Annotated in this window: 19 protein-coding genes; 4 read left to right on the top strand and 15 right to left on the bottom strand. The window is 70.3% G+C overall.

All coding sequences use genetic code 11. The features are described 5' to 3' along the window. Positions 1 to 76: 76 nt before the first annotated feature. The 4 genes from LUX31_RS20045 to LUX31_RS20030 all read right to left on the bottom strand — a co-directional run bounded on the left by LUX31_RS20045 (position 77) and on the right by LUX31_RS20030 (position 2,447). Positions 77 to 334: a hypothetical protein gene (locus tag LUX31_RS20045; protein ID WP_235476159.1), complete on the bottom strand. Its 258-nt coding sequence runs from the start codon at positions 332 to 334 to the stop codon at positions 77 to 79. Further along, on the bottom strand, positions 331 to 678 hold the full coding sequence (locus LUX31_RS20040) for a hypothetical protein (protein WP_235476158.1): 348 nt from the start codon (positions 676 to 678) through the stop codon (positions 331 to 333). Before LUX31_RS20040 ends, LUX31_RS20045 begins: the two co-directional genes overlap by 4 nt. A 173-nt stretch (positions 679 to 851) precedes the next feature. After that, positions 852 to 1,748, bottom strand: coding sequence for a helix-turn-helix domain-containing protein (locus LUX31_RS20035; RefSeq protein WP_235476157.1), 897 nt, complete (start codon positions 1,746 to 1,748; stop codon positions 852 to 854). A gap of 219 nt (positions 1,749 to 1,967) precedes the next feature. Continuing rightward, the gene (locus LUX31_RS20030; protein ID WP_235476156.1) at positions 1,968 to 2,447 is read right to left on the bottom strand and encodes an ATP-binding protein; all 480 of its coding nucleotides are present in this window, start codon (positions 2,445 to 2,447) and stop codon (positions 1,968 to 1,970) included. A gap of 157 nt (positions 2,448 to 2,604) precedes the next feature. Between LUX31_RS20030 and LUX31_RS20025 the strand changes: the two genes are divergently transcribed. Beyond that, complete coding sequence (locus LUX31_RS20025) at positions 2,605 to 3,480, top strand: helix-turn-helix domain-containing protein (protein ID WP_235476155.1); 876 nt, start codon at positions 2,605 to 2,607, stop codon at positions 3,478 to 3,480. Next, complete coding sequence (locus LUX31_RS20020) at positions 3,477 to 3,692, top strand: DUF397 domain-containing protein (protein WP_235476154.1); 216 nt, start codon at positions 3,477 to 3,479, stop codon at positions 3,690 to 3,692. The genes LUX31_RS20025 and LUX31_RS20020 overlap by 4 nt, the downstream gene beginning before the upstream one ends. Positions 3,693 to 3,866: 174 nt before the next feature. Here LUX31_RS20020 and LUX31_RS20015 read toward each other — a convergent pair whose 3' ends face one another. Then, positions 3,867 to 7,895, bottom strand: coding sequence for a WD40 repeat domain-containing protein (locus LUX31_RS20015; RefSeq protein WP_235476153.1), 4,029 nt, complete (start codon positions 7,893 to 7,895; stop codon positions 3,867 to 3,869). A 707-nt stretch (positions 7,896 to 8,602) separates the two neighbouring features. On the opposite strand from LUX31_RS20015, the gene LUX31_RS20010 reads away from it, so the two are divergent. Next, positions 8,603 to 9,781: an FAD-dependent monooxygenase gene (locus LUX31_RS20010; protein WP_235476152.1), complete on the top strand. Its 1,179-nt coding sequence runs from the start codon at positions 8,603 to 8,605 to the stop codon at positions 9,779 to 9,781. Positions 9,782 to 9,799: 18 nt separating this feature from the next. On the opposite strand, the gene LUX31_RS20005 is transcribed toward LUX31_RS20010, so the two are convergent. The 7 genes from LUX31_RS20005 to LUX31_RS19975 form a co-directional block, all read right to left on the bottom strand. Continuing rightward, on the bottom strand, positions 9,800 to 11,014 hold the full coding sequence (locus LUX31_RS20005) for a sugar ABC transporter permease (RefSeq protein WP_235476151.1): 1,215 nt from the start codon (positions 11,012 to 11,014) through the stop codon (positions 9,800 to 9,802). Continuing rightward, on the bottom strand, positions 11,011 to 11,787 hold the full coding sequence (locus tag LUX31_RS20000) for an ATP-binding cassette domain-containing protein (protein WP_235476150.1): 777 nt from the start codon (positions 11,785 to 11,787) through the stop codon (positions 11,011 to 11,013). The genes LUX31_RS20005 and LUX31_RS20000 overlap by 4 nt, the downstream gene beginning before the upstream one ends. 38 nt (positions 11,788 to 11,825) lie before the next feature. Then, positions 11,826 to 12,965 carry a sugar ABC transporter substrate-binding protein gene (locus LUX31_RS19995; RefSeq protein WP_235476149.1) on the bottom strand — a complete coding sequence of 380 codons (1,140 nt, stop codon included), beginning with the start codon at positions 12,963 to 12,965 and terminating at the stop codon, positions 11,826 to 11,828. Positions 12,966 to 13,060: 95 nt separating this feature from the next. Next, complete coding sequence (locus LUX31_RS19990; protein ID WP_235476148.1) at positions 13,061 to 13,405, bottom strand: hypothetical protein; 345 nt, start codon at positions 13,403 to 13,405, stop codon at positions 13,061 to 13,063. A 280-nt stretch (positions 13,406 to 13,685) separates the two neighbouring features. Next, positions 13,686 to 14,255 carry a DUF4352 domain-containing protein gene (locus LUX31_RS19985; RefSeq protein ID WP_235476147.1) on the bottom strand — a complete coding sequence of 190 codons (570 nt, stop codon included), beginning with the start codon at positions 14,253 to 14,255 and terminating at the stop codon, positions 13,686 to 13,688. A gap of 146 nt (positions 14,256 to 14,401) precedes the next feature. Then, complete coding sequence (locus LUX31_RS19980) at positions 14,402 to 15,631, bottom strand: PP2C family protein-serine/threonine phosphatase (protein WP_235476146.1); 1,230 nt, start codon at positions 15,629 to 15,631, stop codon at positions 14,402 to 14,404. 278 nt (positions 15,632 to 15,909) lie between these two features. After that, the gene (locus LUX31_RS19975) at positions 15,910 to 16,512 is read right to left on the bottom strand and encodes a TetR/AcrR family transcriptional regulator (protein ID WP_235476145.1); all 603 of its coding nucleotides are present in this window, start codon (positions 16,510 to 16,512) and stop codon (positions 15,910 to 15,912) included. 89 nt (positions 16,513 to 16,601) lie between these two features. Between LUX31_RS19975 and LUX31_RS19970 the strand changes: the two genes are divergently transcribed. After that, complete coding sequence (locus LUX31_RS19970; RefSeq protein ID WP_235476144.1) at positions 16,602 to 17,525, top strand: oxidoreductase; 924 nt, start codon at positions 16,602 to 16,604, stop codon at positions 17,523 to 17,525. Positions 17,526 to 17,778: 253 nt separating this feature from the next. Here LUX31_RS19970 and LUX31_RS19965 read toward each other — a convergent pair whose 3' ends face one another. From LUX31_RS19965 to LUX31_RS19955, 3 genes are all read right to left on the bottom strand, one after another. Further along, positions 17,779 to 18,165: a toxin-antitoxin system, toxin component, PIN family protein gene (locus LUX31_RS19965; RefSeq protein WP_235476143.1), complete on the bottom strand. Its 387-nt coding sequence runs from the start codon at positions 18,163 to 18,165 to the stop codon at positions 17,779 to 17,781. Beyond that, the gene (locus LUX31_RS19960) at positions 18,155 to 18,811 is read right to left on the bottom strand and encodes a DUF433 domain-containing protein (protein ID WP_235476142.1); all 657 of its coding nucleotides are present in this window, start codon (positions 18,809 to 18,811) and stop codon (positions 18,155 to 18,157) included. Before LUX31_RS19960 ends, LUX31_RS19965 begins: the two co-directional genes overlap by 11 nt. Before the next feature lie 85 nt (positions 18,812 to 18,896). After that, positions 18,897 to 19,814 (bottom strand): hypothetical protein, encoded by a 918-nt coding sequence (locus LUX31_RS19955; RefSeq protein WP_235476141.1) that lies wholly within the window; start codon positions 19,812 to 19,814, stop codon positions 18,897 to 18,899. Positions 19,815 to 19,827 lie beyond the last annotated feature (13 nt).

Below are 19,827 nucleotides of genomic sequence, written 5' to 3'. Positions count from 1 at the left end.
CACAGCCTGACCTTCCCGGAGAACCCAGCCGCCCGGACGAGCCGAGGACATCGCGTCCTCCATCCGACCCGACAGTTCAGAAGCCCAGGTACGTGATCTGGACGACGTAGACGCGCTCGCTCCGCACGACGACCTGGTAGGTGAACATGCCGCCGGGGACGAGGATGTCGCCGCCCTTCGGGTCCAGCCCTTCGTGGGCTCGGCCGTGGACGTGGAGGGCCTCGGCTGCCCTGACCAGTTCGTCCGCCTTCCTGGCCACCATGGCGAGGAAGTCAGCCGGCGCGGTGCGAGCAGTTTCCTCCGCACCGAACGCGTACTCCCACTTCCAGCTCACTCGCGGACTGCCTTCATGGCCTCGTCCAGGACCGAAGTCAGCTCCCGCAGGGCTTCCTCGGCGGTGACCGGATCTTCGTGCTCCAGTCGGCTCTGCGCGCGGGCGTAGCGGACGGAGAGATCGGGGCGGCGCGCGATCTCGATGTTCCTGGCCCAGGCGAGGACCCAGCTCTGTACGGGGCTGAGGGACTGCCACTCGACCGCCAGGGCGAACGCCTCGTCCTTCTGGGCCTGCATCTCCTCCAGGCGTCCCGGGTCCACGGCGGCGAGGGCCGCACGCAGGGCGTCGGGGGTGTGCTCGGGACGGGGGATCAGCTCGTGTCCGTGGTCAGACTGGGTGCTCATCGTGTCCTCCTGGGGGTGCCGTCGCCAGAGTATCGACCCGGGGCGGCGGCCGAGCGAGCCTCGGGGGGAGGTGGGAGGCGCGTCGGCGGGGAATCTGTTCAGGGGTGACGAGCTGACCATGGCGGACCCTGCGTCTTTCGTGTGGTGGGGCCGATGACGTGCGCGGGCGTGCGTCAGACGGCCATGGGGACGGCGGCGGCCCGGCAGTCGCGGCAGCGGCCCGGTTCGGGGCTTCGGAATACTCGGTCGCAGCCGTCGCAGTTCTGGAACGGGTGGCGGACGCCGATGTTCTCCGGCTGCTGCGAGTCCGGGTTCCTGAAGGCGGCCGGAGGTGGTAGCTGGGCCGTCAGGCGGTGGGCCAGGAGGGCGGCCGGGCGGCGCATTCCCTCGGGTGGGAGGTCGCTGAGCAGGGCGTGCCGTACGGCCGTGGCGCTGGCGCCGCGTTCCAGCCAGGCGGCGACCCCGGGCGCCAGATGGGCCGTGTCGCAGGCCGAGAGGAGCAGGTCGGGGTCGTGGCGACTGAGGCCTGCGAGGAGTTCGGTGGCGGCCTGGAGGAGTCCCGGTCCCTTGTACGAGGGCTGCGGTACGGCGGGCAGCGGCTTGCGTGGGACGCGCTTCTTGGGCGGGGCCGGGGCCGGGCGGCTGGACCTCGCCTCGGTGTCCGCCGGGGGCTCGGTGTGGTGGCCGGGGCGGTTGCAGGAGACCGTGCGGGTGATGATGCGGCCGGTGGGGGTGCGTTCGCGGGTACGGCTCAGGTAGCCGTGGGTTTCCAGTTCGCGCAGGGCGGCGGCGATACGGTCCGGGCCCTCGGGGAACCTCTTGGTGAGGGTCTTGATGTCGACGGGGGCACCAGCGGGCAGCGACTGGATGTGGGTGGCGAGTCCGATGGCCAGCAGGGACAACTCGGGGTGCTGGGCGAGGTGGTTGCCGATCACCGTGAAACGGTCGCGGTGGCGGGCGTTGTCGTGGACGACGCCGGAAACGCCGGAATTGGGTCGCCGGGGAGGGTGGTTTTTGCCCGTGGGACGGGCTTCGGCGCACGGGGGCGCGCTAGGGTTTTGCGTGTCCATCGGGAAGCTGCTTCTTCCTTGGTGGTCAGGCCCTCGCATTGGGATGCCAGTCCCGGCGAGGGCCGTCGTCTGTCTGGGGTTGTCTGTGGTCGTGCTGCTGGGCTGAGCGTAAGGCAGGCAACCGGGCACAAATCCAGCTGAGTTGGTGATGTTCACTCGGGGGAGTGACGGGCCACGGCGGCGGGAGGGAGGGGTGGGGTTTGGTGGGGTTCTTTCCCTCTACGGTTCTTTGGAAAGAGCGCTGGTCCCGCCGGAACACGGGGAATCGGGTTCCGGTGACACATCGATTTCCGCCCACACCGTCTTGCGCGGCCGCAACCCCGGACCCCACCCCCAGCGGTCGGCCAGCGCCTCCACCAGAGCCAGGCCTCTCCCCGACTCCGCGTCCGTGGACGGGGGTTGAGGGCAGGGCCGGCGGTCACCGCACGTGTCGGTCACCTCGATACGCAGGGTGTCGGCGATGACGTACACCGTGAGCCGGAAATCGCGGCCCGGAACGCGCCCGTGCGTGACGGCGTTCGCGGCCAGCTCGCCGACGATCTGACGGGCCGGGTCCAACGGGAGCTCCCAGGAACGGAGTTGCTCGGCGGTCAGCAGCCGGGCCAGGCGCGCGCCACGGGGCGTGGGGGACAGGCGCACGCTGAAGTTGCGGAAGAAGTTCTCAAGTGGGGCCTCGGGGGCGGCGGTTTCTTGATTCACGTCACTCAGAGTGGCCGCACATGCCTACCGTGAGCAGTGACTCCGCCGTTGCGTACGGTGACTGTCCGGAGCTTGTCCGGTCGTGTCCGGGCTGTCCGCATCGGGCGTACGGGTAGGTGGCGGGGGCAGTACGGCGCGGATGACGGAGGGGCGCGGCATGAGTGTGGATGGCGACGCGGGCAGGCTCAAGACCGAGGCGGACGAGCCGGGTTGGGAGGTCGACCCGGACGACGAGTGGGGTGTGGCGGTCGTGGAGGCGGTAGGCCGCCAGCTGAAGCTGCGCCGGGAGGCGGTGGGGATGCGCGCTGCTGAGTTCGGCAGGCGGCTGGGGTACGGCGAGGACATGGTCTACAAGATCGAGGGCGGGAAACGGATCGCCCGCCCCGAGTACATGGAGAAGGCGGACGAGGTTCTCGACGCGCGCGGTCTGCTGAAGGCGATGAACGAGGACCTGGAGAAGGTCCGGTACCCGAAGAAGGTTCGGGAGATCGCGAAGCTGGAGTCGAAGGCGGTGCAGATCGGGGTGTACGTCGGGCTCAGCCTCCACGGCCTGTTGCAGACACCCGAGCACGCGCGAGCCCTGTTCGAGGCGCGCCAACCGCCGTACTCGGAGGGGGAAGTGGAGCGTCTGGTGGCCGCACGCATGGCGCGGAAGGCGGTCTTCGACAAGTCACCCGTGACTGCGCTCAGCTTCGTCCAGGAAGAGGCGGCTCTGCGCCGTCGCGTCGGAGGCACAATGGTGCGACGCCGACAGCTCGAACACCTGCTGGAGGTCGCGCAGATGCGCAACGTAACGTTCCAGGTGATGCCAACGGAGAGCGATGCTCACCCTGGGGTGGATGGGAAGATCGAGTTGCTGAGGTTCGCAGACGGTACAGCTGTGGGGCGCTCCGACGGGGCGTTCAACGGCCGTCCGACAATGGAGCCGAAGGATCTACGCATCCTGGAACTGCGCTACAGCACCATCCGGGCCGAGGCCCTCACCTCCGGGGAGTCACTCGCCTTCATCGAGCAACTGCTGGGAGAGACATGATCCGCAAGCACCTCGCCGGAGCCCCCTCCGAACTGGCGTGGTTCAAGAGCAGCTACAGCGATGGCACGGAAGGCGACTCCTGCGTCGAGATCGCCACCACCCCCGCCACCATCCACGTCCGGGACTCCAAGCAGCACATAGACGCCGGACCCCGCCTCGCCTTCACCCCTGCCGCCTGGGCCGCCTTCGTCCCGCACTCCGCCGGAGGCTGACGCGAACACAAAAGAACCCGACCGCTGGCGACGGGGGATGCACCAGCGATCGGGCTCTGGCCAAGGTTAACAAGGCTGCATGCTCAGCGGGAGTCGACTGCTCCCCTAAGAGGACCAGTTGTGATCGGGATCACTCCCATTGGCCTCCTGTTTCCCTACAACCCCGCCCGCCCCTCACTCGTCGCACGGCGGTTCGTACGAGAGCCGGGGCAGATACTCGTGCCACTTTGCCGCCGTCAGGACGCCCCGCGTCGTCGAGCAGATGTGGGTGACCGCCGTGTCGATGTCGAGGTTCCACAGCCGGACCGTGTCCGCGCCGCTCGACACCCCGACGATGCCGCCGTGCGGGCTGAACGCCAGGAAGTTGCCCGTCTTGGCGTTGGGGCTCATCGACTGGCCGATGGACTTGGCCTTCGCCGGGTCGCCGACGCGCCAGAGCCGGACCGTGTTGTCGTTGCCGCCGCTCGCCAGGACCTCGCCGTCCGGGCTGAAGGACAGTGACTCGACCGCCTCGGTGTGCCCGGTGAGCGGGGCGCCCAGGCTGTGGGCCTTCGCCGGGTCGGTCACGTCCCACAGGCGGACCGTGCCGTCGTCGCTGCCGCTGGCGAGCGTACGGCCGTCCGGGCTCCAGGCCAGTTCGTTGACCGGGCCCTGGTGTCCCCTGAGGACCTTGCCGAGGAGGGTGGCCCGGGACGGGTCGCTCACGTTCCACAACCTGACCGTGCCGTCCGCGCTCGCGCTGGCCAGCGTACGGCCGTCCTTGCTGAAGACGAACCCGTCGACGTACCCCTTGTATCCGGTGAGCTGGGAGCCGAGCGGGCGCAGGTGGGCCGGGTCGCTCGCGTCCCACAGCTGAACGGTGAAGTCCTCGTACGCCGTGGCCAGCACCCGCCCGTCCGGGCTGAACGCCACCGTGGCCGCGAACCGGGTCTTCAGCTGGACGGGATCCGCCCAGGCCACGGGATGGCTGGGATCGCTGACGTTCCAGAGCTGGACCGTGCTGTTCCCGGCCGCCAGCGCGAGCGTGCGGCCGTCGGGGGAGAACGTCGGCGTCCGTACCTCGCCCTCTCCGGGAGTGAACGGTTCGCCCAGGACCACGGGGTGGTCGGGCCGCTCCACGTTCCACAGCCGGACCTGTCCGTCGCGCGAGCCCGTGGCGAGGACCTTGCCGTCCGGGCGGAACACCCCGATGCGGCCGATCATGTCCGACGTCGGCAGCGACCACAGCCGCACCTTGCTGTCACCGCTGCCGGTGGCGAGCGTACGGCCGTCCGGGCTGAAGCCCAGTGCGTACATCTCGCCGCTGCTGCCCGCGAGGGGTTCGCCGACCTGCGAGGGGTACTCCGGATCGCTGACGTTCCACAGACTCGCCGTGCTGTCCGCGCTGGCGGCGGCCAAAGTGGTCCCGTCCGGGCTGAAGGCCACCGACCAGATCGCGTCGGTGTGGCCGGTGAGCGGCGGGCCCAACTGGGCCGCGTGGTCGGGGTCGGACACGTCCCACAGCCGGATCGTGTCGTCGGCGGCGCCGCTGGCGAGGGTGCGGCCGTCGGGGCTGAAGGCCACCGAGTGGACCAGGTCCGTGTGTCCGGTCAGTTTCGAGGCGTACCGCTTCGGAGCGCGCGGGTTCGACACGTCGTACAACCGGATCGTGTTGTCGTCGCCGCCCGCCGCCAGTTTCCGGCCGTCGGCGCTGAACGCGATCGCGCGCACGGCGGCGCCCGCGCCGGTGAGGGCGCCGATCGACCTGGGACGGGCCGGGTCGGTCATGCTCCACAGATGGACCGTGCGGTCCTCGCTCGCCGAGGCGAGGGTACGGCCGTCCGGGCTGAACGCGATCAGATAGATCGTGCCGTCATGGCCGCTCAGGGGCGCGCCGAGGGAACGCGGGCGGGCGGGGTCGGACACGTCCCAGCGACGGATCGTGCCGTCGTCGCCCGCGCTGACGAGAGTGCGGCCGTCGGGGCTGAAGACCGCGCTGCTCACCCAACTCGCGTTGGCGGCAAGGGGTTTGCCGAGCGCCTTGGGGTGCGCCCGGTTCGCCACGTCCCACAGGCGTACGGTCCCGTCGTAGCTGGCGGTGGCCAGGAGCCGTCCGTCCGGGCTGAACGTGGTGAGGTAGACGGCGCCGGTGTGGCCGTTCAGCGGGGTGGACAGCGGGGTGTTGACGATCGAGATCAGCCGGCTGCGGGTGCCCGCGTCGTCCGGGCGGAGCTGGTGGGCGACCAGGCTGAGCTGCGCCGCCAGCGACGGGTCCGAGGCCTGGACACGGTCGGCCTCGGCGAGCACGTTCTCGAACACCGCGTCGTCCCGCTGCTGCCGGGCGATCAGCGCCGCACCGGCGGCCAGCACGGCCAGCGCGACCACGGCGGCGACGGCGGCACGGCTGATCAGGACGGTACGGCGGCGCAGCCGGACCGAGGCGGCCAGGAACTGCTTCGCGCCCCGCGTCAGATAGGTGTCACCGGCGGACTCCGCCCAGGTACGCGCCTGTTCGAGCCGCGAACCCCGGTAGAGGAGCGAGGTGTCGCGCTTCGACTCCTCCCAGGACCGGCTGTCCTCCTCCACGCGCTGGCGCAGCAGATTGCCGCCCCGGTCCTCGTCGATCCAGTCGCGCAGCCGCGGCCAGGCGTGCAGCAGCGCCTCGTGGGTGATCTCCACGCTCTCCGCGTCGAGCGTCACCAGCCGGGCGCGCACCAGTGCTTCGAGCGACTCCTCCGTCTTGCCGGGGTCCGCCGACTCGGCGGCCAGCTGCCGTCGCTGACCTCGCCGCCGGGTGGCCTGGGTGTCCTCGCCCAGCCGCACCAGCCGGAGCAGCAACAGGCGCGCGGCGTTACGGGCGGCCGGGTCGAGGCCGGTCCAGGCGTGCTCGGCGGTCGCGGCCACCGCGCCCTGGATACCGCCGGCCGCGCGATAGCCGGACAGGGTCAGCCGGCCCGCCTTGCGGCGCTGCCAGGTGGCGAGCAGGGCGTGCGAGAGAAGCGGCAGTGCGCCCGCGTCGTGCGCCCCGCGCGGCCCGTCGGCGCTCACCTCGCGGACGATCAGCTCCGCGAGCCCGGGTTCCAGCTCCAGCCCGACGGCCTTGGCCGGTCCGGTCACGGCCTCCCGCAACTCGGCGGTGGTCAGCGGCCCGAGGACCATGTGGCGGTGCTGGAGGGCGTCGGCGAGTTCGGGATGGCGCAGACACTGGTCGTAGAAGTCGGCGCGGATACCGAGGACGACGAGCACGGGGGCCGACCCGTCGGCACCGGGGCCGGGGGGTGCGGCGGCGGCGTGGAGGAGCTGGATGAAGGTGTTCCGGTCCGCCTCGGGGCAGAGGGTGAACGCCTCCTCGAACTGGTCGACGATGACGACGGGCCGGGCGGATGCGCTGCCGCCGTCACGGCGGGCCCAGGCGGTGACCGTCTCCCGTACGGCGTGGGCGAATTCGGGCGTACCGGGCTCGGCGGCAGGCTCCTCGTCGCTGGGGGAGAGGAGGTCATCGAGGCCGGGTATTCGGAGGGTCAGCTCGGCGAGGGGATCGCTGCCCGGGACGAGCTGGACGACCTCCCGGGCCGGCTGCCCCGGCCCGCCCAGCACGCCCTCCTGCAACGCGGGCACCAGCCCGGCGCTCAGCAGCGAGGACTTGCCCGCGCCGGAGGCCCCGACGAGCATGACCAGCCCGCCACTGCCGGTGTCGGCGGTCTCGGCCGCGCGGAGCTGGGCGACCAGGGCGTCGGTGCTGCGCTCCCGGCCGAAGAACCACCGGGTGTCCTGCGGACGGTACGAGGCGAGGCCGCGGTAGGGACACACGGCGCCCGGAACGGCCGCGCTCTCGACGGCGGGCGCTTCCTCCTCGTCCAGGGGCCCCAGGGCCCGGTCACCCACCGGGTCGGCGACGGCCTTCTCCCACAGGCGCTGCCACTGGGCCATGTCGTACAGCCCGGGGGAGACGGGTACCGGCTGTGCGCGCCGGGCCTGCGGGACGAGGATGCTCAGTACGGCGGCGAGGGCGGCGAACTGGGCGGGCACGTTCTTCGCCCGGCGCCAGTCGCTGATCCGCTGCACGGACACCCGCACGGGCCGTCCGCGTTCGTCGACCCGCTGCAACTGGACGACGGCTTCGGCCACCCGCTTGAGGGGAGGATTTCCGGCCTCCTTGTACAACAGCGCGAGCCGCTCCGCGAAGGCCGTGCGCGCCCCTGAGTCGGAACTCAAGGTCTCCACCCCTTACTTCCCCCGCGTATGTCATCCGGTGTCATCCGGACCGGAAAACCCACTCTATACGGCTGACCTGCGGTTAAGCGTTCGCCCCGACACCGGAACCTCCTCTCCACGAGCTCTGAATGGCAGGATCATGACGCAACAAGGAACCAGCCGCGTGGCGTCCACCCGGACCACCTGCGCAGCGATCCCAGGGGCAGCTCGAAGGCCGAATGTTCTCGGCCAGCTTCGCCGGATTCGCCAGCGGGTCCTAGCCCATCGTTCGGCACCGGTCCCCACGTGGGGAGGGACCGGTGCCGAACGGCGTTTACGGGGCGGGCGTCGGCTTGAGGGGGGTTTCCTCGCCCCCGCCGCCCCTACCCGTCCCATCCTCGGGGGCTCCGCCCCCGAACCCCCGTATCGCGCTGAACGCGCTCGTCCTCAAACGCCGGACGGGCTGAAATGCCTGGGCCTGGGCTGAAAGATCAAGCACCGGCCGGCGCCACATCCAGCCCGTCCGGCGTTTGAGGACGAGCGCGTTCAGCGCGACTTTCCCACCCACCCGGCCGCCTCCACCCTCCAGCCCGTCCGGCGTTTGAGGACGAGGCCGTTCAGGCCGAAAAGGGGGGTCTGGGGGCGCAGCCCCCAGGGATGGGACGGGTAGGGGCGGCGGGGGCGAGGAAAGATAGGGCCGGGTGCTTCACCGAGCCGGGCTGCTGAGGGGAGCGGGCATGCGGGCCATCGTCGTAGGGGCCGGCATCGGCGGACTGACCGCCACCCTGAGCCTCCGCGCCGCCGGCCACGAAGTCACCCTCCTCGACCGCACACGCCACTTCACCGAGATCGGCGCCGGCATCCAACTCGCCCCCAACGCCACCCGCGTACTACGCCACCTGGGCCTCCTGGACACCGTCGCCGCCCGCGCGGCCCACCCCACCCGCCTGACCTTCCACACCTGGTCCGACGGCACCGAGATCTGCCGATACGTCATCGGCCCCGACGCGGAGTCCGAGTTCGGGGCGCCCTACCTACAGGTCCACCGGGCCGACCTGCACCAGGCACTGGCGGACCGGGTCCCACCCGAGTCGGTCCGCCTGAACACGGAGGCCGTGGGCATCGACCAGGACGACAGGCAGGCGTACGTCACGACAGCGGGCGGCGAGTGCCTGGCCGCCGACCTGGTCGTCGCCGCCGACGGTGTGCGCTCCTCGGCCCGCCAGTGGCTCTTCGGCCCCGACGAGGCCGTCTTCTCCGGCACCGCCGCCTACCGCGCACTGCTCCCGGCAGCCCAGGTGGCCGACCTGCACCTGCCGGAGTACGCGGGCTGGCTCGGCCCCGGCCGGCACGTCGTCCACTACTGGGTCCGCGGCGGCGAACTCCTCAACCTGGTCGCCGTGTTCACGGCGCGGGCGGCCCCCGAGTCATGGGCGGAGTGGACGGAGTCGTGGACGGCCAAAGCCGAACCGGGGGAACAGCTCCGCGAGTTCGCCGGCTGGGACCCCCGGATCCGCACGGCCCTGGAACGCGCCGGCCAGGTGTTCCGCTACGCCATCCACACCCGCACCCCCCTCACCCGCTGGCACCTCGGCAGGGTGACCCTCCTCGGCGACAGCGCCCACGCGATGGTCCCGTTCCAGGCCCAGGGCGCGGCCCAGGCGATCATGGACGCGGCGGTACTGGGCGACTGCCTCGCGGGCGCGACACCGGCGGACATCCCGGACGCCCTGACCCGGTACGTACACCGACGGCTGACCACCGCCACCCGGGTGCAGGCAGGTTCGGCGAGCGCGGGCGAGGTCTACCACCTGCCGGACGGTCCGGAGGCCGACGCGAGGAACGCCCGGATGGCGGCGTACGAGAACGAGAACAGGTTCGGCCCGCACGCGCTGGCGTGGGGAGAGGAACCGTAAGCGCGCTGTTCCCCGCCCTCAGGCCCGTACCCGCGAGGCAGCCGTCCGGCGAGCCAGGGAGTCGAAGATGACAGCGGTGATCAGCACTCCACCGGTGATCATGAACTGAAGCGCGGTCTGCACACCCAGCAGCGCCATGCCCGACGCGATCGACTGGATGATGAGCACCCCCAGCAGCGCCGACCAGGTCGAGCCGCGCCCCCCGAACAGACTGGTCCCGCCGATGACGGCGGCGGCGACCGCGTTGATCAGCAGCATGCCGGACCCCGAGACCTGGCTCGCCGAGGTGAACCGCGACGCGACGAACAGCCCGCCGACCGACGCCAACGTCCCCGCCACCATGAACACCGAGACCCGTACGCGCGTCACATCGACGCCCGCCCGCCGGGCCGCCTCCACCCCGCCGCCCAGCGCGAGCACCTGCCGTCCATAGGGCGTACGGCGCAGCAGCAGGTCAGAGGCGACGATGAACCCGAGGAAGATCAGCAGCGCCAGCGGCAGCCCCTCGAAGTTCCCGAGCACGGCGACGGTCGTGAACGCGACGACCGCCAGCAGCACGGTACGTACCCAGATCTCGCCCACCGGCCGGCACGGCATCCCGGCGCCGGCGCGACGCCCGCGTTCGCGCAGGGAGAAGAACAGATAGGCGGCCGTACAGACCGCCGCGAGACCGTAGGTGAAGCCGGGGGCGCTGTAGTAGCGGCTGGTCAGGGTGGCGACCAGCCCGTCCTCGCTGAAGTGGATGGAGCTGTCGGGCCCGAGCAGGTAGATCATCAGCCCGCTCCAGGCCAGCAGCCCGGCGAGGGTGACGACGAACGCGGGTACGCCGAACTTGGCGAACAGGAAGCCGTGGAGCGCCCCGATGGCCGTACCGCAGATGACGGCGATGAGCACGGCGAGCCATTCCGTCATACCGAGGTTGACGTTCAGCGCGGCGAACACCGCGCCCGCCAGCCCGGCGAGCGACCCGACGGACAGATCGATCTCGCCGATCAGCAGCACGAACACGATGCCCACGGCGACCATGCCGGTCCCGACGATGTCGACGCTGAGGACGGACAGATTGCGTGGCGAGAGGAACTTGTCGTTGAGACTCTGGAAGACCACCCAGGTGACGGCGAGGGCGAGCAGCACGGGCGCGGGCCCGAGGCCCCCTTCACGAACCCTCCGACGCACGGCACCGACGTACACCGAGACCCGCCCCTTCACGGCCACGCTGACACTGGTCTTCACGGCCACACCTCTTCCGGGCGCGGCCGGTGGGCGACGGCATGGTCGGCCGCGCCGGTGATGGAGGAGATGATCTGCTCCTGGGAGGTCGTGTTCACGTCGAAGAGACCGTTGTTACGGCCGAGGCGCAGCACGGCGACCCGGTCGGCGACGGCCTTGATGTCACTCATGTTGTGGCTGATGAGCAGCACCCCGAGCCCCTGGTCGCGCAGCTCCTCGATCAGGTCGAGGAGCTGGTTGGTCTGCTGGATGCCCAGGGAGGCGGTGGGTTCGTCGAGCAGCAGCAGCCGGGGCGAGCCGAGGAAGGACCGGGTGATCGCGACGACCTGCCGCTGTCCGCCGGAGAGACTGGCGAGCGGCACGCGCACATCGGGGATCCGGATGGAGAGGGTGTGCAGCAGCTCGCGGGTACGCCGCTCCATCTCGACCTCGTCGAGAACCCCGAAGCGGTGGATCTCCCGCCCGAGGAAGAGATTGGCGACGACGTCGAGGTTCTCGCACATGGCGAGGTCCTGATAGACGGTGGCGATCCCGAGGAGGCGGGCGTCCTGGGGATGCTTGATCTGCACAGGACTCCCCTCCCACTCGATAACCCCTTTGTCGGGAGGCCCGACCCCGGAGATCACCTTCACCAGGGTGGACTTGCCGGCGGCGTTGTCCCCGACGAGGGCGACCACCTCCCCGGCCCTGACCTCCAGCTCGATGTCGACCAGCGCCTGTACGGCGGCGAACCGTTTGGAGACACCGCGCAACGCCAGCAGAGGCTGACCGGGCACGAGCCACCTCCTTCCCGTCGGCGCTGTGGGGATGTGTGTCAGGTGAGACCGGCCCGATCGCAGGCGGACCGGAGAGCAGGCGTACAAATCTGGTCGACGGTGTACATACCGTCCTTGACCAGCGTCTCCCCGATATTGCCGACAGTCACCGAGACGGACGGCAGCAGCACCGCGGGCACGTCCTTGGTCGTCGGACTGTCGACGGTGCCGGTGGCGATGGCCCCGACCTCCTCACCGCGCCCGAGGGTGACGGCCATCTGGACGGTGGCGTCGGTCGCGCGCTTGAAGGGCTTGTAGATGGTCATGTACTGATCGCCCTTGACGATCCGCCGTACGGCCAGCAGGTCGGCGTCCTGCCCGGTGATGGGCGGCAGCGGCCGGACCTTGGCGGCATTCAGGGCGGAGACGACGGCACCGGCCATGGTGTCGTTGGCGGAGAGGACGCCGTCGATGTTCTCGCCGCCGAGTGCGGCGATGGCGCCGGTCATGTTGACGTAGGCGTTCTCGGCCCGCCATCCGACGGTGTCGTAGGACTTCCCGATGGTCACCTTGCCTTTGAGGACCTTGAGCGCGCCGTCCTTGTACCACCCGGCGTTGGGGTCGGTGGTGGCCCCGTTCATCATGACGATCCGCCGCCCGTCACCGCCGTCGGCCGCCATGGCGGTCAGCAGAGCCTCCGCCTGAAGCCGCCCGACCTCCTCCCCGTCGAAGGTGACGTACCCGGAGATCGGCCCCTGCGCGAGCCGGTCGTAGGCGACGACGGGAATCCCGGCCCGATGGGCGGACTCGACGGACGGACGCATCAGCTGGGGATCGACGGCGGCGAGGATGACCACATCGACACCCCGGGTGATCATGGCCTCGAACTGCTGCTGCTGAACCTGGGGATCGGGGGTGGCGGCGACATTGGCGGCAGGACAGTCAGGACAAAGCTCCTTGAGCCTCTCCTCGATAAGGGGCTTGTCGAACTGCCCGAACCGCGATGCCCCGCCGCCGGGAAGCAGAACCCCGACGGTGATCCGATCACCACCACCGCCGCCGTCGCCACTACCGCTGCCCCCGCCCCCACAGGCCCCGACGAGCCCGAGACCAACGGCAACGGCGACAGTGACGGCGAGAGCTCTGGATCTGGCGAGAGACCTTCGCTTTACGGCTGGCAGGCCGGCATCGGTACCCATGTCCCGTTCCTTAGAACTTTTGTGCGACATAACCGCGCAAAGGGAACTTAAAGGCAAGGGTAGTCAAGGACCTGCGTAGGCGCCCTGCGCAGGTCCTAGAGGTGGAGCAGCCGCTGGGTGATCTCCCGGTACTGCCTCAGCGAGAGCCGGAGTTCGTCGGACTGCGTCTCGGGATCGTGCCCCTGCCAGCCCTCGTGGAGAAGACGACGCCGCTCCGCGAGGGCGTTCACCAGCTGGGCGACGGCGTCGTCGTAGGCACCCTCGGCCTCCTCCAACGCCTCACGCGGGGTGTCCGCGAAGTGGTTGATGGCTCGCCCGAGCCGCCGCACGATCTCGTCCCGCTCGTTCGCCCCGAGCAGCGGCTCAGGCCCGCTGGTCCGGCGCTGGGAGCGGCCGGGAGGCTGGTCGGAAGACTGCTGGGCGCGTGTCTGGTCGTACATCTGTAGGTGCCGCTTCCGTTGCGCCCGAAGGCGTCCTCGGTCTTCCCGACGGCCTGTTCCAGGCTCTCGGAGACCCGGTCGGTCCTGCATCGACGCTGCGGTCACCTGCCCGCGGTGACCCTGCCGAGCACGGTGAGGCGAAAGCCTTGGTGGGTGATCCGGAGCGGCCCCCTTCCGCCCGGCGCCGCGCCGTGCTGCCAGTGAACGTCCGGCGAGGATCCATGTCAACGCGACGGCTGCGCTCCTCTCCCTCCAGACGGGTCAGGTCCCTCCAAGCGGGTCAGGAGACGTCGGCGCGGATCGGGTCGCCGAGGAACCCGTCGGTGAAGGTCACGTGCTTCGGGGTGAAACTGCCCTTGCCGGTGACGCTGCCGGAGATGTTCTCGCCGGGAGCCAGCTTCACGGTGTCGATCTGGTTCTCGTCGGCGGCCAACTCGGCGGCGTGCTTGGTGCCGTTGGTGTCGGTGATGGCGAAGTAGAGCGGATTCACGTCGACCTCCTGATCACCGCTGTTCGCGACGGTGACGAGCACGCTGGTGTGTTCGGTGCCATCGGCGAGAAGGCTCTTCACGAAGGCGGCCTTCTCGGCGGAGAGTGTGACGGGCACCTGCGCTTCGACCTCCGGCTTGGAGTCGCTGGAGGTACCGCGGGCCTCCTGCGCGGCGCCGACCTTGCCGCCGCCGTTGCCCCCACCGCTGCCGTCGCTGCCGCCACTGACGGCCGCGCCGAGAGCGCCGATCAGGACGAAGAGCCCGAAGACACCGGCGCAACCGATGCCCACGATCTTGCCGACGCCACGCTTCTTCGGCGGCTGCTGCAGAGGGTGCTGGTTGGGCTGCTGCTGGTTCATGTCTTCCCCCGGGATTCGACGGCCGATTGCTGCTGTACGACGTCCGGGGGAAGGGTGCGGTTGTCGAGGGCCGGGATGTTCACTCGATCGGGGAGCTGACGGGGAGCTGACCCCGCCGGGGGCTGTCACTCACCCACCGGACCGGTTCACAGACGCAGGACGATCAGGGCGGTGTCGTCGGTGGTGCCGGTGGACGGCAGGAGGTCGGCCAGGAGTGCGTCGGCGAGGGCCTCGGGAGCCGCGTGCCGGTGGTGGGCGAGGGAGTCGGCGAGGCGGGCCAGGCCGGCGTCGATGTCCTCGTCGCGGCGTTCGATGAGACCGTCGGTGTACAGCACCAGGACGGCACCTTCGGCGAAGGGCGTACGGGCCTGAGGACGAGGCTGACGCTCGGGCCGGGCGCCGAGCGGCGGGTCGGTGGCCTGGTCGAGAAAGGCGACGGTGCCGTCGGCGTGCACGAGGGCAGGCGGAGGATGGCCGGCGCAGCTGTAGGTGACGGTGTGGCTGTCCCAGTCGATGAAGGTCGTCACGACGGTGGTCGACTCGGCGCCCTCGACGGAACGGGCGTACAGGTCGAGGGCCTCCAGTGCCTGGGCGGGCCCGCCCGCGACACGGGTGGCCCCGCTCAGGGCACTGCGCAACTGCCCCATGGCACAGGCGGCGGCCAGCCCGTGCCCGACGACGTCGCCGACGGCGACCGCGAGGCCCCCGCCGGGCAGATCGACCAGGTCGTACCAGTCGCCGCACACGTTCAGCGTGCCGACGGCGGGCTGGTACCGCACGGCGGCGTCGTGCGCCCCGGTCGGCCCCGGCGGGGGCAGCATCGCCGCCTGCAGGGCAAGCGCGACCTCACGCTCACGGGCATGAGCCGCGCGCAGCCGCTCGTTGACCTCCTGGAGCTCGCGGGCACGGGTGTACAGCTCGGCCTCCAGCGCACGGTCCCGGCTGTCACCGCCCGGGCCACCGAAGGCGCGGATGAGTTCGGTGACCTCCTCCACCCGGTGCGCGATCAGTTCGACCTGCCCGTCGAGGCCGAGGACCGGCGCGTTGACCGGACTCCAGAAGTGCTCCTGCCAGTGGCCGGGCCGGTCGGGGTCCTCGATGTCGTAGCGGAGCAGCGCCATCGTGTCGCGCTCGCCGGTGGCCACCGTACGGAGCATCGACGCCTCGGTCTCCCGCATGCCGGCGGCGGCCGGATCATTGGGGTTCTCGGGAAAGACGTCGAAGATGTACCGCCCCACCAGCTCCTCACGGCTCCGCCCGGTGAGCCGCACGAAGTCGTCGTTGGCGTCGGCGTACACCAGGTCAGGGGTGAGCAGGGCCACCATGCCGGGCAGGGCCCGGAAGACCGCCGCGTAGTCGATCTGCGGTTTCCTCATGTCCTGCCTGTCTGCCTCGGCGCCGAGCGTTGCTGTGATTGCTCCACGATAGGAGTGAAAACGACACGGGGCCTGGGCACTGGTTCCTCCGGCCCCGGCGCGTTACGCGGCGGCATGGATCCTATGGGCCAGCACCCCCCGTGTCCTGAAAACACTTCATCAGCCAGCCCTTTGGGGTTGACGGTTTCGGCTCGTCAGCCGTCCGTGGGGTGCGTTCTGCTGACGTGCGAGCTTCGCCTCGGCAGTCGCCGACTCCCGGGTGGGAAAAACGTGAGGCGTCAGCGGGGCTTCAGGCCGTGGAGCAGGTGGTGGACCAGGTTGTCCACGCCGGCCAGGGCCGCCTCCGAGGTCAGCACGCCGCCGGAGATGAGGGCGGCCATGCCGTGGAGGGTGGCGCCGGTGACGAGGTTCAGCTCCTCGGGGTCGCCCGCGATGATCTCGCCGCGTTTCTGGGCGTCCGCGACGACCTGGACGAGGCTGCCCACCGTCCGCTCGAAGGCGGCGGCCATCTGTTCCGAGGCGTCGGGGTCGTGCTTGCGGGCGTACATCAGCTCCAGCAGCTCGGTGTTGTCGACGGCGAAGCCGAGGTAGGCCCGGGAGAGGGCGGTGAGCCGGGGTTCGATCGTGAGTGCCGGGTCATCGGCGGCGTCCAGGGCCAGGCCCAGCCGCTCGTACCCGGCCAGCGCCAGGTCGTTGAGCAGGGCCTGCTTGTCCTTGAAGTGCCGTCCGGGCGCGGCGTGGCTCACACCGACTTCGCGGGCGAGCTCGCGGAGTGACAGGGAGCCAACCCCCCTCTCACGCAGGGTGTGTTCTGCGGCTGCGAGCAGGGCGGCGCGCAGGTCTCCGTGATGGTAGGGGCGGCTCTGAGGCATGTGGGACATCGTAGCTCCATGTAGGCATCGCCAGCATAGTTGTCGTTGCCATCATTGTTGTCATTGACAGCATTGTTGGCGACGCCTACATTCGACTCATGGCTGAGAAGACGAAGAACAAGGCATGGGGCGCGCCCCACCTCCCCGATCTCACCGGCCGCACGGTCGTCGTCACCGGCGCCAACAGCGGCATCGGCCTCACCGCGGCCGACGCGCTGGCCCGCGCCGGCGCACACGTGGTCTTCGCCGTACGGGACCAGGAGCGCGGCCGGGCAGCAGCGGCGACGGTCAACGGCAGCACGGAGGTACGGCGCCTGGACCTCGCGGACCTGTCCTCGGTACGGGAGTTCGCGGACGCCTGGGAGGCCCGACCGCTGGACCTGCTGATCAACAACGCCGGCGTGATGATGCTGCCGAAGCAGCAGACGGCGGACGGCTTCGAGATGCAGTTCGGCACCAACCACCTGGGCCACTTCGCGCTGACGAACCTGCTCCTGCCGCACATCACCGACCGGGTGGTGACGGTGTCCTCCTTCGCCCACCGCTGGGCCGACGGACGGATCCGCTTCGAGGACCCGAACTGGACGTCCGGCTACGACCCGCGGCGCGCGTACGCCCAGTCGAAGCTGGCGAACCTCCTCTTCACGCTGGAACTCCAGCGCCGCCTGACGGAGTCCGGCTCCCCGGTCCGCGCCCTCGCCGCCCACCCCGGCTATGCGGCGACCAACCTGCAGAGCCATGCCGCGAGTCCGGTGATGCGGGCGTTCATGAAGGTCGGCAACAGGTTCTTCGCCCAGGACGACAGGGCCGGCGCCCTGCCGACGCTGTACGCCGCGACACAGGACCTGCCCGGGGCGAGCTACGTCGGGCCCGATGGACGGGGCGAGCTGCGGGGCGGACCGACGCTGGTCGGGCGGTCGGCGGCGGCGAGCGACGCGGAGGTGGCCCGACGGTTGTGGACGATGTCGGAGGAACTGACGGGCGTGAGTCGACCGGTGGAGCGGCCGACCGCAGGGCGTTAGTGCTCCTGCGACGACGTGCGCTTGGACTTCCCGTCGGCGTTCTGCGCGAGCCAGGGCCCATCAGCAGTTCGCGAACGCTCCAGAGCACGGTGTACCGGGGTCGGGTTCGGGTTCTGGGGTGGGATCAGGGACGGTGTTGGCGGGGCCGCCCTGTGGGCGCCCGGAGCGAAGTGGCGGGCAGCGGCACGCCGGACGGGCACTGATCACCGGGCCACAGCCAGTCCGCATGCCCGCGAGCAGTCGCCCACGGGCGTCAGGGCCAAGTGCGCTCAATACGGTCGTGCCGCACGGCGTACGCCGCGGGACCGCCATTCTCGACGGCCCGGTGGATCGCATCACAGCGTGCGACGAGCCGCTCCACCATCTCGGCGCTGCGAAGCTGCTGGTTGTCCAGGTAGAACAGCACCGCCTCGCGGTCCAGGACAGGCCGGATCTCCAAGTCCCGGGTCTTGATCCGCCCATCCTTCGACAGCGGGACCCAGGACCGGTCGAGACCGTGAGTGATCCACTCCTCGTCAGGAACGTCCTGCCCATCGTCCGGGAAGACGTCCCCGATGCGATGAACAGTCCACCCGCAGGTTCTCAGCCCCTCGGCGACCCGACGACCGAGATTCCGGTCGAGGAAGAACTCAGGCGACAAGGCGCACCACTGCCCGGCACAACGCGTCGACCTGCTCGGGCGTCATGTCGTAGTCGTACGCGATGTCCTCGACACTCTCCCCGGCCTCCCACAGGTCGGTGATGGCGTTGACCGCGACGCGGTTGGCGGCCACCACGGGGAGACCGTGGCCGAATCTCGGATCGATCACAACGGGGACGGAGTCCGGGTACTGCCTCAGTCGCAGGCTGGAGGGGAAGTCTTCGCCCGGCTCCCAGGTGAGGTAGCGGAGATAGTCGGAGACCACTTCCTGGATGGGGACCTGACCGTCGCGGGCTCTGCGGAGATCTCCCCAACCGTGCTCGATGAAGATGTCCACGCCGTCCGTCGCGATCCGCTTGGACACGAGGCCGTAGGGGGTGTCGAAGGCGTCCCGGACAGCGGCAGCTGCCTCCCTGATCTCGCTCATGCGGAGCCCCAGCGAGCGCAGAGAACGAAGAACATGCGCCTCGGCCACCGCGATGAACGGCACCGAAGGCTGCCCCTTGCGTACCGGCTCGACCTGGTGGACCAATGGTGCTCCGGCGGCCTTGCCCCTCAGCCACGACGTGAGAGTCGACTGCGGGATCTCAAGGTAGGAGGCCGTTTCGGTGGGCGTCAGAAGCCCGTCCTGGAACCTGTCGACCATGCTCCACCTCCTCTTGGCGCTGAGTTTCGCATCGTCGCATATCAAGGCTCCCACCTGCGGGTGGACCGCATACCCAGCCACTGGCTCAGCCGGCCGCACGGAGACGGTTCCCGGATCGACAGTCCCGGCAACGGCCCGGTTCCGCCGTGCGGAATCCCCGGTCGCAGCCGTCGCAGTTCCGCATGGGCACAACCGCCGGACGTACGGAAGGCTCTGTGCTGCTGGCCGGTGCGGGCAGGGCAAGGGGAGTCTCCTTGAGCCGGTAGGCGAGGATGCCGGCCGGGCGGGTCAGGAAATGTTCCGGGAGCCGTGCGGTGAGGTGGTCCGTGATGTGGGTGGGCAGGAGGCCTGCGTCGAGCCACCGGGTGACGGCTGGGGCGAGGCGGGCGGCTTCCTGCGCGGACAGGACAAGGCGGGGGTCGACCCGGCGCAGGGCGGCGAGTACGGCGATGGCCTGCGGGTCGGCGTCGGCGAGCGGGATCGGTGCCTCTGCCTCGACCTCAGCCTCGGTCTGTACGGGCGCGGCCACCGTTTCCTCCGCGGGCGCGGACGCGGGGGCGACCGCAGCGTCGGCGGGCTGCTTCCGGGATCGGCGGGGCTTGGGCGGCTCGGGAGGCTCGTCGGGATCCCGATCCCGATCCCGGTCGGGATCGCCGCCTGGGATGTCGTAGAAGTACGTCCGGGTGCAGATCTGCCCGGTGGACAGTCGCTCGCGGCGGCGCTCCAGGTAACCGGCCTCTTCGAGTTCTCTCAGCGCCCGCGAGATGAGGATCTCGCCCTCGGTGAAGTGCTCGCACAGGGCGGCGATGCTCACGGGGAAGCCGTCCGGCAGGGAGAGGATGTACGCCGCCACGCCGACGGTGACCGCGCTCCCACGCCGCTGGGCGAGGGTGTTGGAGATCACCGTGAAGTCGGCCGTGAGACGGGTGCGTACGTGGATCACGCCGGAGGTCGGAGCTCCGGCGTCGGCGCGCAGGCGCGCGTTAGACTGCGGCTCAGCCATTGGGAAGGTGCTT

This window comes from Streptomyces sp. GQFP (genome assembly GCF_021545335.1).
Classification (GTDB): Bacteria; Actinomycetota; Actinomycetes; order Streptomycetales; family Streptomycetaceae; genus Streptomyces.
This window is presented reverse-complemented; position numbering and strand designations above follow the sequence as displayed.